The organism is Nocardia coffeae, from assembly GCF_019890715.1.
In the GTDB taxonomy this organism is placed as follows: domain Bacteria; phylum Actinomycetota; class Actinomycetes; order Mycobacteriales; family Mycobacteriaceae; genus Nocardia; species Nocardia jiangxiensis.
This window is the reverse complement of sequence record NZ_JAINZY010000007.1, coordinates 390,811-405,217: the sequence shown is the minus strand read 5'-3', so window position 1 is coordinate 405,217 and position 14,407 is coordinate 390,811. Positions and strand designations below refer to the sequence as shown.

At 67.2% G+C, this 14,407-nt stretch carries 13 protein-coding genes; 7 read left to right on the top strand and 6 right to left on the bottom strand.

The genetic code is table 11. The annotated features are described in order from the left end of the window. Positions 1-440 precede the first annotated feature (440 nt). The 4 genes from recA to K7711_RS26525 form a co-directional block, all read right to left on the bottom strand. Positions 441-1,484, bottom strand: coding sequence for a recombinase RecA (recA, locus tag K7711_RS26540; RefSeq protein ID WP_222972146.1), 1,044 nt, complete (start codon positions 1,482-1,484; stop codon positions 441-443). Positions 1,485-1,781: 297 nt separating this feature from the next. Continuing rightward, on the bottom strand, positions 1,782-2,822 hold the full coding sequence (locus tag K7711_RS26535) for an Lrp/AsnC family transcriptional regulator (RefSeq protein WP_222972145.1): 1,041 nt from the start codon (positions 2,820-2,822) through the stop codon (positions 1,782-1,784). A gap of 85 nt (positions 2,823-2,907) precedes the next feature. Beyond that, positions 2,908-3,819: an SAM-dependent methyltransferase gene (locus tag K7711_RS26530; RefSeq protein ID WP_222972144.1), complete on the bottom strand. Its 912-nt coding sequence runs from the start codon at positions 3,817-3,819 to the stop codon at positions 2,908-2,910. Between the two features lie 249 nt (positions 3,820-4,068). Next, positions 4,069-5,355, bottom strand: a complete 1,287-nt coding sequence (locus K7711_RS26525; RefSeq protein WP_222972143.1) for a cytochrome P450 — start codon at positions 5,353-5,355, stop codon at positions 4,069-4,071. 208 nt (positions 5,356-5,563) lie between these two features. Between K7711_RS26525 and K7711_RS26520 the strand changes: the two genes are divergently transcribed. Both K7711_RS26520 and K7711_RS26515 read left to right on the top strand, forming a co-directional pair. Then, entirely contained in the window at positions 5,564-6,166 is a 603-nt protein-coding gene (locus K7711_RS26520) for a TetR/AcrR family transcriptional regulator (RefSeq protein ID WP_222972142.1), read from the top strand. A 122-nt stretch (positions 6,167-6,288) separates the two neighbouring features. Continuing rightward, entirely contained in the window at positions 6,289-7,128 is an 840-nt protein-coding gene (locus tag K7711_RS26515) for a mycofactocin-coupled SDR family oxidoreductase (protein WP_222972141.1), read from the top strand. 27 nt (positions 7,129-7,155) lie between these two features. On the opposite strand, the gene K7711_RS26510 is transcribed toward K7711_RS26515, so the two are convergent. Next, positions 7,156-7,740: a TetR family transcriptional regulator gene (locus K7711_RS26510; protein WP_235747770.1), complete on the bottom strand. Its 585-nt coding sequence runs from the start codon at positions 7,738-7,740 to the stop codon at positions 7,156-7,158. Between the two features lie 157 nt (positions 7,741-7,897). Between K7711_RS26510 and K7711_RS26505 the strand changes: the two genes are divergently transcribed. The 4 genes from K7711_RS26505 to K7711_RS26490 are packed head-to-tail and all read left to right on the top strand — an operon-like array spanning position 7,898 to position 11,910. Then, positions 7,898-8,728: a mycofactocin-coupled SDR family oxidoreductase gene (locus tag K7711_RS26505; protein ID WP_222972139.1), complete on the top strand. Its 831-nt coding sequence runs from the start codon at positions 7,898-7,900 to the stop codon at positions 8,726-8,728. Between the two features lie 11 nt (positions 8,729-8,739). Then, complete coding sequence (locus tag K7711_RS26500; RefSeq protein WP_222972138.1) at positions 8,740-9,558, top strand: mycofactocin-coupled SDR family oxidoreductase; 819 nt, start codon at positions 8,740-8,742, stop codon at positions 9,556-9,558. 43 nt (positions 9,559-9,601) lie between these two features. Next, complete coding sequence (locus K7711_RS26495) at positions 9,602-10,435, top strand: carboxymuconolactone decarboxylase family protein (RefSeq protein WP_222972137.1); 834 nt, start codon at positions 9,602-9,604, stop codon at positions 10,433-10,435. Between the two features lie 8 nt (positions 10,436-10,443). Then, complete coding sequence (locus K7711_RS26490) at positions 10,444-11,910, top strand: aldehyde dehydrogenase family protein (protein WP_222972136.1); 1,467 nt, start codon at positions 10,444-10,446, stop codon at positions 11,908-11,910. Between the two features lie 30 nt (positions 11,911-11,940). On the opposite strand, the gene K7711_RS26485 is transcribed toward K7711_RS26490, so the two are convergent. Next, positions 11,941-12,360, bottom strand: a complete 420-nt coding sequence (locus K7711_RS26485; protein WP_222972135.1) for a winged helix DNA-binding protein — start codon at positions 12,358-12,360, stop codon at positions 11,941-11,943. A gap of 96 nt (positions 12,361-12,456) precedes the next feature. Between K7711_RS26485 and K7711_RS26480 the strand changes: the two genes are divergently transcribed. Beyond that, a complete protein-coding gene (locus K7711_RS26480) occupies positions 12,457-14,343 on the top strand; it encodes a hypothetical protein (protein WP_222972134.1) in 1,887 nt (628 codons plus the stop codon). Positions 14,344-14,407: the final 64 nt, after the last annotated feature.

Genomic DNA, 14,407 nt, shown 5'->3' with positions numbered 1-14,407 from the left:
GAACCCGCGGAGGACGAAGTCGCCTCGTACACATCAGCGGGCACCGAAGTGCGCGGCACTCCCCCAGCGGCGGCGGAATCACCTACGAAGTCGCGCTCATACTCACTGGAGTCGGGGCCGGTGCGCCGAGATTCCCGAGAAGTACGATCACCTGGGCCAGCAGGACGCGAACCGCCCGGATGACGTTCCGCAGCGTCCGGACCTACCGGACCACCATCGGAACGCCACAGGCCGCCGGTGCTGTCCTCCCCCGCTCCGGACGACTTCCTGCGGACCGGACGACGATGCGGTCGAACGGATTCGGCGGAATCGTCCGCACGCGCACGCCCACCGGACTCGAGTTGTTCGAGTTGGCGGCGGAGGCGTTCCACCGCATCGAGCCGAGTCGCGCCGGGGTCGCGAGCAGGCCCGGACCCCGGCGGTTCCCGGTGCGGCATCGGCTAGAAGTCGACGGGCGCCTCGGCACCCGCGTCTGCGGTGACGTCGGCGCCGATGCCGAGCTTCTCCTGGATCTTCTTCTCGATCTCGTCGCGCACGTCGGTGTTCTCCAGGAGGAACTTGCGCGCGTTCTCCTTGCCCTGGCCGAGCTGATCGCCCTCGTAGGTGTACCAGGACCCGGACTTGCGGATGAATCCGTGCTCGACGCCCATATCGATGATCGAGCCCTCCTTGGAGATGCCCACACCGTAGAGAATGTCGAACTCGGCCTGCTTGAACGGCGGGGCCACCTTGTTCTTGACGACCTTGACGCGGGTGCGGTTGCCGACCGCGTCGGTGCCATCCTTGAGCGTCTCGATACGGCGGATGTCCAGGCGCACCGAGGCGTAGAACTTCAGCGCCTTACCACCGGTGGTGGTCTCGGGGGAACCGAACATGACGCCGATCTTCTCGCGCAGCTGGTTGATGAAGATGGCGGTGGTGCCGGAATTGTTGAGCGCACTGGTCATCTTGCGCAGCGCCTGGCTCATCAGGCGGGCCTGCAGACCGACGTGGCTGTCGCCCATCTCGCCCTCGATCTCGGCGCGGGGCACCAGCGCGGCCACCGAGTCGATGACGATGATGTCCAGCGCGCCGGAGCGCACGAGCATGTCGGCGATCTCGAGCGCCTGCTCACCGGTGTCGGGCTGGGAGACCAGCAGTGCGTCGGTGTCTACGCCCAGCTTGCGGGCGTAGTCCGGATCCATCGCGTGCTCGGCGTCGATCATGGCCGCGACGCCGCCGTTGGCCTGGGCGTTGGCGATCGCGTGCATGGCCAGCGTGGTCTTACCGGAGGATTCCGGACCGTAGATCTCGACGATGCGGCCGCGCGGCAGCCCGCCCAGGCCCAGGGCGACGTCCAGCGCGATCGAACCCGTCGGAATGACCGAGATGGGCTGGCGCGCCTCCTCCCCGAGGCGCATCACCGCCCCCTTGCCGAAGCTCTTCTCCACCTGAGCGAGGGCGAGCTCGAGAGCCTTGTCGCGGTCGTAGGCCTGTGGTGCCATCGTCTGGTTCCCCTTCTCACGGGTGATCGTTGTGTGGTTGGCGCCCACAGTAGAGGGCGGCACCGACAAGTTCTGCCGCCCAGCTTAGACGAACACGTGTTCGAGGCAAGCGACACGCCTGACCACACCGAACCCCACCTCCTCGGGCAGCACCCATGACGCCCGACCACACCGAACCCCACCTCCTCGGGCAGCACCCATGACGCCCGACCACACCGAACCCCACCTCCTCGGGCAGCACCCATGACGCCCGACCACACCGAACCCCACCTCCTCGGGCGCCGCCGCCGGACCGGCTCAGGACCTGCGCTCCGGGGGAACAAGCGCGATCCGGTCCGCGCCCATCAGCGCCTGGGCCTGCTTGAACACCCGCAGCGACGGGGTGACCTCGACATCGGTGATGCCGTCCAGCGAACCGAGCCGCTCGGTGACGTACCGGTACAGATGCGCGGTGTCGCGGCAGACGATGGAGGCGATCAGATTGGTCGCTCCGGTGGTGGCGGCAGCGAACGCCGTCTCGGGGAAGGCGGCGACGGCGGTGCCCACCGCGTGCAGATCGGCCGGACGGGTCCGCAGCCACAGCGAGGCGCGCACCGCGTACCCCATCCGCTCGATCGCGAAGTCCAGATCGAAATACAGCACACCGGCCTCCACCAACTCGGCCATCCGCCGCGCGGCCCGGGTCGGACTCCAGCCGGTCTCGGCGGCGATCCGGGCATACGACGCTCGCCCGTCACGGCTCAGCAGCGCCAGCATCGCCTCGTCGGCCGCCGACAGGTCCATCGGCTCGTCCGGACCCACCGGATCGGCGATCGACCGGGTCGAGGAGCCCAGCGCCGCCCGTTGTTCGGCGGTGAGCAGACCACCGAAACGCGGCCACTCCTCCTCGAGCGGGAACCGGTGGATGATCTCGTACGCGTTCAACCGCGTCACCTGACTGGCCCGCGGAAGGACGTTGAGCAGCAACGCATCCCGCTGTTCGGCCGTGCGCGGCCGGCTCACGCACGTCACCTCCGAACCGGTCGCCAGCAACGCCACCCAGCTGACGTCGGGCAGGCGCGCCAGCGATTCGGCCAGTCGCAGCGCCTTGTCGGGGGTCGAGCCCAGCCGCAGCATCCACCGGGTACTGCCCAGCGGCACCGCGTTCACCAGACCGGAGATGTGCAGAATGCCGCGTCCGCGCAGGGAGCGATAGCGCCGCGCGACGGTCTGCTCGGAAACGCCCAGCACCGCACCGAGTTTCGCGAACGGGATACGCGGATCGGTGACCAGGCCGTGCACGATCCGCCGGTCCAGCGGGTCGAGCACGGAGGATTCGTGCACTCCATCGACGGTCATGAGGGGATTCCCATGCTGCTGGTCGGCTATCGGGTGGGATATCCCAGTATGCCGCACGCTCACGTCGGTATCGTTCACATCCCGATCACCGGCGCACGACGGTCACCAGATTGACCAGCGGTGCGCCGACGTGTCCCGCGCCCGCCTCGACCACCGGCAGCGGCCGCCCCGCCGCACGCAGATAATCCGCGAGCCCGGTGCGCTCGGCGTCCCATCCGCGTTCGGAGAACCACTGTGCCGCATCGGATCTCGGATCGTTGTAGATCAGCCGGGCCCAATCGCTCTTGGCCTCGTCATCGGCTTGCTCGGACTCGACCATCTCGGTGTACTCCTCCCGGGGCAGCGGCGTCATCTGCTCGATGGCGGCGCGACTGCCCGCCGCACTGGCCGCATCGAGTGTGGCGAACAGCTGATCCTGCGCCTCGGGGGTGATGTAGATCAGCAGCCCCTCCACCAGCCAGGCGGTCGGGGCCGCCGGGTCGAATCCGTTGTCCCGCAGGACATCGAGCCATTCGTCGCGCAGATCCACCGCGACCTCGCGGCGATCGGCGAGCGGTTCGATTCCGGCCTCGGCCAGCGTCTCGCGTTTGAAGTCCAGCACGTGCGAACGGTCGAGTTCGTAGACCACCGCGCCCGCGAGGCACGGCAGCCGATAGGCGCGCGCGTCCAAGCCCGCCGCCAGAATCACCACCTGGGCGATGCCGGCCTCTCGCGCGGCGAGCAGGTAGTCGTCGAAATACCTTGTCCGCCCGGCGATATGGGCACGGAAGGAGGTCCCGAAGTCCGGCGACCGCAGGATGTGGTCGCGGGTGAGTCCGGGATCCGGGTCGGCCAGCAGGGCCCACTCCCCGCCCGCGGCCCGCAGGAACAGCTCGGCCAGCGGATCGACCGCGAGCGGCTTCTCGTCCTGCGCGGCCAGCGTCCGCGCGGCCGCCACGAACAGCGCCGTCGACCCCACACTCGTAGTGATGTCCCAGTCATCGCTATCGCTTCGCATGCCGGTCACGCTATCGGCGAGTCGATGGAATCGGCAGCCGCCACGGACCGCTCGGCGAGTTTCCTCCATAGCGGACGGGGTTCGGAACAGATTCCGCCACAGACGGCCACCGGCAAGGGATCGACACGCCCTCGAGCATGAATTCGAGACGCAATCCACCCAACGCGAACCTCCGATCCGCCGGACCACAGCCGCCGCGACCGCGATCCCACGCCTCCGTGCGGGCGTGGATACCGCGATCACACCGAATCAGCGGGCGTCCGCGAGTTCGAATTCGATGTTCAACTCGCGCAGTCCGCGCAGCAGGAAGGTCGGCTCGTACCGATAGCTGCGCTGCTCCGCGGGACCGTGCACACCATCGTCGATCGTGATGTCCCGCAGGCGATCCAGCATCCGATTCAACGTGACCTGACCTTCCGCGCGGGCCAGCGGTGCGCCCGCGCAGGTGTGGATGCCGCGCCCGAAGGAGATGTGCTCGCGGGCATTGCGGCGATCGAGCCGGAACTCGTCCGGATCCTCGAACTTGCGCGGATCGCGGTTGGCCGCGCCGATGCACAGCATCAGGACGGTTCCGGCGGGGATGTCGAGGTCACCGAGCCGAGTCGTCCTGCGCGCCAACCGGAAATCCACCTTGGTCGGGCTCTCGGTGCGCAGCGACTCCTCCATGAACGGGCCGATCAGCCGACGGTCCTCGCGCAGGACCCGCTGCAGTTCGGGTCGCTCGGCCAGTACCCGCACCGCGGCGCTGAGCAGTTTGGTGACCGTCTCCTGTCCGGCGGCGAACAGGAAGGTCGCGGGCCGGACCACCTCGATGATCTCGGGCATCACGCCGTCGGGATAGGTCGTGGCGGCCAATGCGCTCAGGATGTCCCCGCGTGGTGTGCGGCGACGGTCGGCGATGTACTCACCGAAGGTCTCTTCCAGCCATTCCAGCGGATTGCTCCCCACCGGTTCGTGGTCGAGCGCACCCACCCGGCTGCCCGGAGTCTTGTGTCCGGCAAGGGTTTCCCGGAATGTCTCGCGATCGGACTCGGGCACGCCCAGCAGGTCGGCGATGACCAGCGTGGCGAAGGGTTTGGCGTAATCGGCGAGGAATTCGCAGCGGCCCTCGGCGAGGAATTCGTCGAACTGGCGGTCGGCCAGCCGCCACATGTACTCCTCGTTCTCCTTGAGCCGCTTGGGTGTCAGCAATCGGCTCAGCAGCGAGCGGGCCCGGGTGTGGTCCGGCGGATCCATGGTGACCATATGCTCGAAAATCGGGAACAGATGGCGGTTTTCGCTGATCTGTCCGCTGATGTCGTCCCCTGCGGGTTCGAACGGCAGCGGCGGGAACGGCCCGCCGATCGAGACGCAGGCCGAGAAGGAGTCCGTATCGCGGAACGCCTGCACCGCCTCCTGATATCCGGTGACGGCCACGACACCATAGTGCGGTTCGCGGAACACCGGATTGCGGCTGCGCAGGAAGGCCAGATAGTCGTACGGGTCCTGCGCGATCTGTGGATCGGAGAAGTAGTCGAGAGTAGCCGGATCGGTCATTGCACACCGCCGTGGATCGGAGTCGTCGCCCGCATCCGCCGCGCGCCCCCACCGCCCGCGCTCTGTCGAATGCTGATCGATCGATCAAACTGTTAGAATGGACCATGCCTATCACGAAGCACGGCGAGTGGTCAAGCACAGTACCTCCGATCCGAAACCGCTGCACTGCCGAAGTTCTCGGCGATCCCGCCGTGCGACAGGCCCGCACATGAGCAAGAGCGGGGACGTGGGCGCGCGTGAGCGGCTGATGGAGGCGACCGCCCAGATCATGCGCGAGGAGGGGTACGCGGCGGCGACCTCGCGCCGGGTGGCCGCGGCGGCCGGGGTGCGCTCGGCCCTGGTCTACTACTACTTCCCCACGATGGACGACCTGTTCCTGGCGGTATTGCGCACCGGCGCGGAGGGCGCGCTGGAACGGATGCGTCAGGCGATCACCGAGGACGATCCGCTGCGCGCCCTCTGGACGATCAACACCGACACCAGATTCACGCAGCTCAACATGGAATTCATGGCGCTGGCGAACCACCGCAAGGCCATCGGGACCGAGCTGCGGATCTACGCCGAGCGCGTCCGGGACATCGAGACCGCCGCGGTCACCCTGGTGCTGCGCGCGTACGGCGTCGACCTGGCGGAGTTTCCGCCGGTGGTGATGTCGATGCTGCTCACCGGCGCGGCGCGGATCCTGTGCAACGAGGGCGCGGTCGGCGTCGAACAGGGACATGCCGAACTGCGCGCCTTCGTCGAGCGCTACATGGATCGGTTCGACAGTCCACTGCCGGTACGCAATTCGCGACCCGACCCGGCCTCGTAGTTCCGCCGGAACCGTTGACAGCACACCCCGCCGGTGTCACAGTTTGATCGATCGATCAGGAAAGCCCGATCGACGCAAGGTCGAGCGTCGACCGCTCGATCCGAGACTGACGAGGTGGTTTCATGACTGGGCGGGTCGAAGGCAAGGTCGCCTTCATCACGGGTGCAGCACGCGGTCAGGGCCGCAGTCACGCCGTACGGCTGGCACAGGAGGGCGCGGACATCATCGCGGTCGACGTCTGCAAACCGGTCAGCGGCAGCGACGTCATTCCGGCGTCCACCCCGGCGGATCTGGCCGAGACCGCCGACCTGATCAAGGGCCTGGGACGCCGAGTCGTCACCGCCGAGGTCGACGTGCGCGACTTCGACGCACTACAGGCGGCGGTCGACGGCGGCGTCGAGCAGTTGGGCCGGTTGGACATCATCGTGGCCAACGCCGGAATCGGCAACGGCGGTGCGACGCTGGACAAGACCAGTGAGCAGGACTGGGACACCATGATCGGGATCAACCTGTCCGGCGTCTGGAAGACCGTGAAAGCCGGTGTGCCCCATCTACTCTCGGGTGGATCCGGTGGCTCGATCGTGCTGACCAGCTCGGTGGGCGGGCTCAAGGCATACCCGAACACCGGCCACTACATCGCCGCCAAACACGGCGTGATCGGCATGATGCGCAGCTTCGCCGTGGAATTGGGCGAACACTCGATCCGCGTCAACGCCGTATGCCCCACGAACGTGAACACCCCCATGTTCATGAACGAAGGCACGATGAAGCTGTTCCGACCGGATCTGAAGAACCCGACCAAGGAGGACTTCGCCCCGGTCGCGCAGTTCATGCACGTGCTGCCGATCGGGTGGGTCGAGCCGGTGGACATCAGCAACGCGGTGCTGTTCCTGGCCTCGGACGAGTCCCGCTACATCACCGGGCTGCCCGTCACCATCGATGCGGGCAGCACCCTGAAATAGCGCTCCCCACAACACGATTCCGCACGGTCAACGTCCGCGCTCGGCGAGATAACCCTTGGTCAGCCAGTACACGGTCCGGTCGAGCGCGGGCACGATCTGCGAGACCTCGATCTCCCCGCGGGCGAAACGCCCGAGCAGTCCGTAGACCAGACTCGACACGATGGTGTCGAGGTCGTCGACGAAATCGCTGTCCACGCCGTCCAATACGGCCATCGCGACCGGAACGACCGCCTCGAATCCGCGACGGACCAGCACATCCCCGCCGGGCGCCGAACGCGCCCGGAAATAGGCCGCGAGCAGCGCGGGATGCTCCTCCCACGGTTCGAATATCCGGCGCAGCACCCGCATCAGCCCCTCGTACAGCGACTCCTCGCCGTGCCCGCGCGCCACCAGTCCCGCGTAACGGTTCTCCCGCATCCACACTTCCAGTGCGGCACAGATCAATTCGTCACGTGTGCCGTAGAGCTTGTAGATCTTGGTCAGGGACACACGGGCGTGCCGGGCGACCTCGCGCACCTGCAGCGCGTCGTATCCGTCGGCCTCGAGCAACTCCACCACGGCCCGATGGATCCGGTCGTGCGCCTGTTCGGCCTCAGCGTGTTCCGCGCCCAACACAGACTCCTTCCCGCACCCGAGAGAGCGTGCTACTCTCCAGGTGGTAATCAGATTACCGCAGTACAGGTGCATAACTTGCGCTTGATAGTAACCGCGCTCCTGCCGTGACGCAGCCCGGCGGCGCGGGATCTACTCGGCTCCGAAGCGAGGATCGATGGGTTCATTGGATGGCAGAGTCGCCTTCATCACCGGCGTGGCGCGAGGGCAGGGCCGCAGTCACGCGGTCCGGTTGGCCGCGGAGGGGGCGGACATCATCGGCGTGGACATCTGCGCCGACATATCCAGCAACAACTATCCACTCGCGACCCGGGCGGAGCTCGACGAGACCATCGGCCTCGTCCAGGAACACGGGCGCCGGATGATCGGCTCGATCGCCGATGTGCGCGAGTTCGCCACGGTGCGTGCGACTCTGGACGCCGGTGTCGCCGAGTTCGGCCGTCTGGACATCGTCTGCGCCAATGCGGGTATCGCGCCGCTGTCGCTGGAACAGGTGCCGATCGAGACCGAACTCGCGCAGTGGACCGATGTGATCGGGGTGAATCTGTCCGGCACGTTCCACACGGTCCGCGCGGCGATCCCGCACCTGGTCGCCGGTGGTCGCGGCGGCAGCATCATCCTGACCAGTTCCACCGCGGGGCTGGTCGGCATGGGCGGACTCGACGGCGGCGGTCTGGGCTATGCCGCGTCCAAGCACGCCATCGTCGGCATCATGCGCTGTCTGGCCAACAACCTTGCCGCCCAGAGCATTCGGGTGAACACGGTGCATCCGACCGCGGTGAACACGATGATGGCGGTCAACCCGCAGATGATGGAGTGGGCGGCGAACAATCCCGACGGCGGCCCGCACCTGATGAACCCCATGCCGGTTTCGCTGCTCGAACCGCGGGACATCAGCGACGCGGTGGCATTCCTGGCCTCCGATGCGGCCAAGTACATCACCGGCGTGACCCTCCCGGTCGACGCCGGTTTCACCAACAAACTCTGAGCGAGGCGACCATGACGCAGACGAATTCGACCGGCCGGGTGGCCGGTAAACGGGTCCTGGTCACCGGCGCGGCGCGCGGTATGGGCCGCAGCCATGCGGTGCGCCTCGCCGAGGAGGGCGCGGATCTGATCCTGGTGGACATCTGCCGATCGCTGCCGGAGATCGAGTACCCGCTGTCCACGCCGGAGGATCTGGCCGAAACCGCCCGCCTGGTCGGCAAATTCGGCCGTCGCGCGGTGACCGCGATCGTGGATGTGCGCGATGCCGAGGCCCTGGCATCGGCGGTCGACGACGGCGTCGTCGAACTGGGCGGGCTGGACGCCGCGGTGGCGAATGCGGGCGTGCTGACCGCGGCGACCTGGGATGCGACCACCTCCGAGCACTGGCGGACGGTGATCGACGTCAACCTCATCGGCGCATGGAACACCTGCGCCGCGGCCCTGCCGCACCTGGTCGATCGGGGCGGCAGCCTGGTCAACATCAGCTCGGCTGCCGGCATCAAGGGCACTCCGCTGCACACCCCGTACACCGCGTCGAAGCACGCCGTGGTCGGAATGAGCAAGGCTCTGGCCAATGAGCTTGCCGCACAGAGCATCCGGGTCAATACCGTACATCCCACCGGTGTCGAGACCGGGATGAATCCGACGTCCCTGTTCGGGCTGCTGACCGAGAAACGACCGGATCTGGCGCCCTTGTTCGGCAATGCGATGCCGGTCCCGATGATCGACGCCGTCGATGTGAGCAATGCCGTGCTGTACCTGATCTCGGACGAGTCGCGGTACGTCACCGGTATGGAGTTCAAGGTCGATGCGGGCGTCACCGTCAGATAGCCGGGCACACGCCAACGGATCAACCACACGGAAGGCACAACTCATGACGACGATCGACACCGCCGGGACGAGCGATCCCGCGCGTGCCGAACGCGGCAGGCGCACGTTCGGGGAGGTGATGACCATTGCGGCCCCGGACGATTCGAGTCCCGCGATCGCCCGCGGCCTGATCGATTTCGTCTTCGCCGAGATCTGGACCCGGCCGGGACTGACCCGGCGGGAACGTCGATTCATCACCCTGGCCTGCGTCGCGGACGCCGATGCCGAGGCCCCGATCGTGGAGCACGTGTACGCGGCGCTCAACAGCGGTGACCTCACCGTCACCGAAATCCGCGAGGCGGTACTGCATTTCGCGGTCTACGCGGGCTGGCCGAAGGCGTCGCGCTTGAACATGATCGTCGATCAGCAGTGGGAGCGCGTCAATCACGAACGCGGGCAGCAGGTTCCACCGCCCGAACCGCTGCTGCCGCTGGTCACGCCGAGCGATCCGCAGGCCCGGCTGACCCGCGGTGAGCAGTCCTTCCGGGAGGTCAACTGCCTGCCCTACGTCCCGGACCGGGACAACCCGTATCAGGGCGCGGGCATCCTCAATTTCGTCTTCGGCGAGATGTGGCCGCGGCCGGGCCTGGGCATGAAGGAACGGCGGTTGATCACGGTGGCCTGCGTGGCGTTCCAGGACGCGCCCTATCCGATCATGTCGCACGTCTACGCGGCATTGAAGAGCCGCGATCTGTCCTTCACCGAAATGGATGAATTCGCACTGCATTTCGCCGCGTATTCCGGCTGGCCGAAAGCCTCGTACCTGGACCGGGTGATCGCCGAGCAGAAGGTCCGCGTCCTGGACGAGTGGCGCGCGGACGAGGCAGAAACGTCGTAGGAGCACCCATGTCCACGAATATCGACAGCGCACCGCCGCTACAGGGCGGGCCGCTCATCGGCGGGGATCGCGTCACTCGGACCTCCGAGGGAGCGTACGAGCACATCTACCCCGCGACCGGCCGGGTCAACGGCACGGTCCAGGTGGCCGGAGCGACGGAGATCGACCGGGCGGTCGCCTCGGCCCGGGACGCACAGCGGGAGTGGATCTCCTACCCCGCCGATCGCCGCCGCGATCTGCTGATCGACCTGGCCGACGCGGTGCACGAGACCATGCCCGAATTCACCCGGCTCAATGTGCACGACTACGCGGTGCCGGTGTCGCTCGCGGTCAATGCCGTTCTGCTGGAACGTTTTCTGCGATACTTCGCGGGATACGCCGACAAGCCGCACGGTCTGAGCACACCGGTCACCGGATCGGCGGATGTGAATCTGGTCGAGCGCGAACCCTACGGCGTGGTCGGTGTGATCGCGCCGTGGAACGGTTCGATGGTGGTCGCCGGTTCCTGTGTCGCCCCGGCGCTGGCGGCGGGTAATGCCGTCGTACTGAAACCTTCCCTGCTGGCGCCGTTCGCGGCGCTGCGGCTCGGCGAATTGTGCACCGAGGCAGGGCTTCCCGCAGGACTGGTTAATGTCGTCCCGGCCGACGCGGACGGCAGTGCGGCGCTGGTGCGACATCCGGGAATTCGCAAGATCCACTTCACCGGCGGCGCGGATACCGCCCGCCACGTGCTGACGAGTGCGGCGGTGAATCTCACCCCGGTGGTCGCCGAATTGGGTGGTAAATCGGCGAATCTGGTCTTCCCCGACGCCGATCTCGACGCGGCGGCGCAATTGGCCGCTCACCAGGGACCGATCATGCAGTCCGGCCAGAGTTGCGCGAGTGCGAGCCGGGTGCTGGTGCACGAGTCGGTCCACGACGCGTTCACGGAGAAGTTCGTCGCGGCGATCGAAGCCGCGACCGTGGGCGATCCGTTCGATCCGACGGTCGTCTTCGGCCCGGTGATCAGCGAGAACGCTGCCGAGCGCATTCTCGGGGTGATCGAGCGGACGATCACCGAGGGCTCCGGGGAACTGCTCACCGGCGGTCGACGCATCGGCGGTGCGCTGGCCGGGGGCTACTACCTACAGCCAACGGTATTCGGCGGCGTGGACAACCGATCGGAACTCGCGCGGACCGAGACCTTCGGCCCGGTGGTCTCGGTGATTCCGTTCAGCGACGAAGCGCACGCCATCAGTCTGGCGAACGATACCGAGTACGGCCTGAACGCCTTCATCCAGACGCGGGATCTGACTCGGGCACATCGGGTTTCACGACAGTTGCAGGCCGGGTCGGTGTGGGTCAACCAGATCAGCGATATCTCGCCGCAGGGCCCGTACGGCGGCTACAAGCAGAGCGGATTCGGCCGGACCGGCGGCCTGGACGGGTTGTACGAATTCCTCCAGGTGAAGAACATCCGCATCGGGATGCGCTGAAATCCGCACGGCGACAGGATAGTTCGTGGCTCACTGGTCCGGGAGCAGCAGATCCGCGAGTTCGGTGAGCAGTTCCCGGGCGCGCTGAGCCTTGGCCGGGTCGCCGAGGGCGGCGGTGAGGGTGTCGTCCAGGTGCGGGGTGGTGCGGCGGGCGATGGCGCGGAACAGGGCGTCGGTCGGGTAGACGAGGGTGCGGCGGCGGTCCCGCGGATCGACGTCGGTGGCCAGCATCGCATCCTCGACCAGCCGGGTGATGCATTCGGAGATGTGCGGCTGGGAAAAACCGGTCCGCTGGGTGATCTCCCGGACGGAACTGCCGGGATTGTCCAGCACGTCGGTCAGCACCGCGATCTCCCCCTCCGGCGGACGCTCCACACCGGATTCGAGACTCAGCTGCCGGGCCAGCTCGATCAGATGCCTGCCCAGTCGGTGAAGCCGTCTTCCGTCCATACCGCCCTAGGTTAGAGTAGAGCCGATACATTGGTACCGATGCAATTGACCGAATACATCGGTACCGATATTTATCCGTCGAAGATAGGTTGTTCCATGGGCGACGTGATTCGAGCCCGCCGCACCCGCTCGTCCACACGAGTGCGGTGCGTCCTGGCCGTGCTGCTGTCGATCGCACTGACCTGGGCCGGACCACCGGCATCGGCCGCATCCCCGGACGGCGCGATCACCGTGGATCCGTCCCAGCAGTTGCACCGGAAGGTCACGCTGGACGAATTGCCGGTGCCGCCGACCGCGCCGTCCACCGCCGCCGGATCATGTACCGCCGCAATCAATCCGCACGGCACGGGCTGCGTGAGCCCGGCCTGGGGAGCTCTCGGCGCGGCGGGAACCTACTGGCCGTCGAGCCGATACGTCCTCGTCGGCGCGGTACTCACCGGAGCCCCGACAGCGGGACCGGCCACGATCTACACCGGACCTCAGGTGCTGCTGGTACACACCGACGGCGCGACGTTCCCCAATGGCGACGGCTGGAAATGCCTGACCTGCGGCGTCGCGAGTCCGGCCGCATTCAGCGAGAACGCGAACTTCACCTACCCGATCAACGGCTTCCACGACGGACACCGCGCCCTCGCGGGTGCATCGGTGATCGACTGCGGCGCACATGAATTCGCCGACCCGCGCTGCACGTCGACGCAACTGCACGCCTATCCGCTGTACTGGGACGACGGCACCGGCAAACCCGGCGCCCTGCGCGAGCCGCGGCTGAACCCGGACGACACCCACATCGGATTCAACTACGCGGTGACCACCGGCGGCGCCTACGACGAGTTCGCCTTCATGGGGACGCTGAACTTCGATCGAGCGAACGGCAGATACGACATCGACAAGGTGCGCATGCTGCTCAATCCCGCACCGTCCTTCCAGCCGTACGCCGTGGCCGACGGGCAGCTGCGCTTCCAGCCCGCCGGGATGATCGGCGAGTTCCGCGGCTGGACCGCGAACGGCACCGCGGCCCTGGGGATTCAGAGCGCCGAGTCGGACGGGATCGATGCCTGGGCCACCGACAACACGACCGGACGATCACGCCTGCTGACCCGGCACGCGCAGTACACCGACCCCATGGCTCCCTCCCCCGACGGCCGCTATCTGCTCTCCGAGCAGGTGCTCGGTTCGGGCCGACTGGACTTCATCTCGGGTATGCAGGGCATCGCGCCGCTCACCGATCAGGCGGGCACCACCGGCCACATCTCGGGCATCCGCAACAACGGACAGCGCCGATTCTTCCTGCCCTACGTCGTGGATCTCGGTTCGGGCCGCAGCCAGCAGCTCGACCCCGGCGGCGATCCCGGCTGGAATGCCGCAGCCGATCCGGCCTGGCTGGCCGACAGCACCGCCGCGGTCTGGGCGGAGAATCTGGTGACCGCCCCCGCCTGCGGCGCAGGTAATGCGCTGCCGTGCCCAATATCCCGGGAACCCGGCGGACGGCACAGCCGCGTCATGATCGCACGTTTCACCGACACCGCACCGACCGCGCCGATCGCGGTGCCGCCCGCACCGGAAGCCACCTGGGGTATCGCCTATCACCCGGGCGACCCCATGCCGACCCGACCGCACCTGCCCGCGGGAACGTACACGTTGCCGGGCAAGCGATCCGGGGCGGCGAAGGTGGTCGTCACCGAGGACGCCACCGCCGCCCGGGTCATGCGAATCCAGGTGTCCTACAAAGACTTCAGCGATACCCCGGACAGCACGCTGAACGGCACGGAAAGCGTGCAACGGGTCTCGGACGCCGCGATCAGCGCATACACCTGGCACGAGGATCTGCTGATGTCCGGGCGGCATCAGGGCACGAAGAAGACCTCCGAACCCGATGGCTTCACCCTCTCACCGGCGGTGTTGCAGAATGACTTCCAGGCCACGGGCACGATGACCACGACAAGCGACGGCCGCGTGTACACCCAGCCCGCGAACGGCACATGAGAAAAACCCGTTGTCCGCGTGGGCGGATAGGTAGGCACCCACGCGGACAACGGGTTTCACGAGA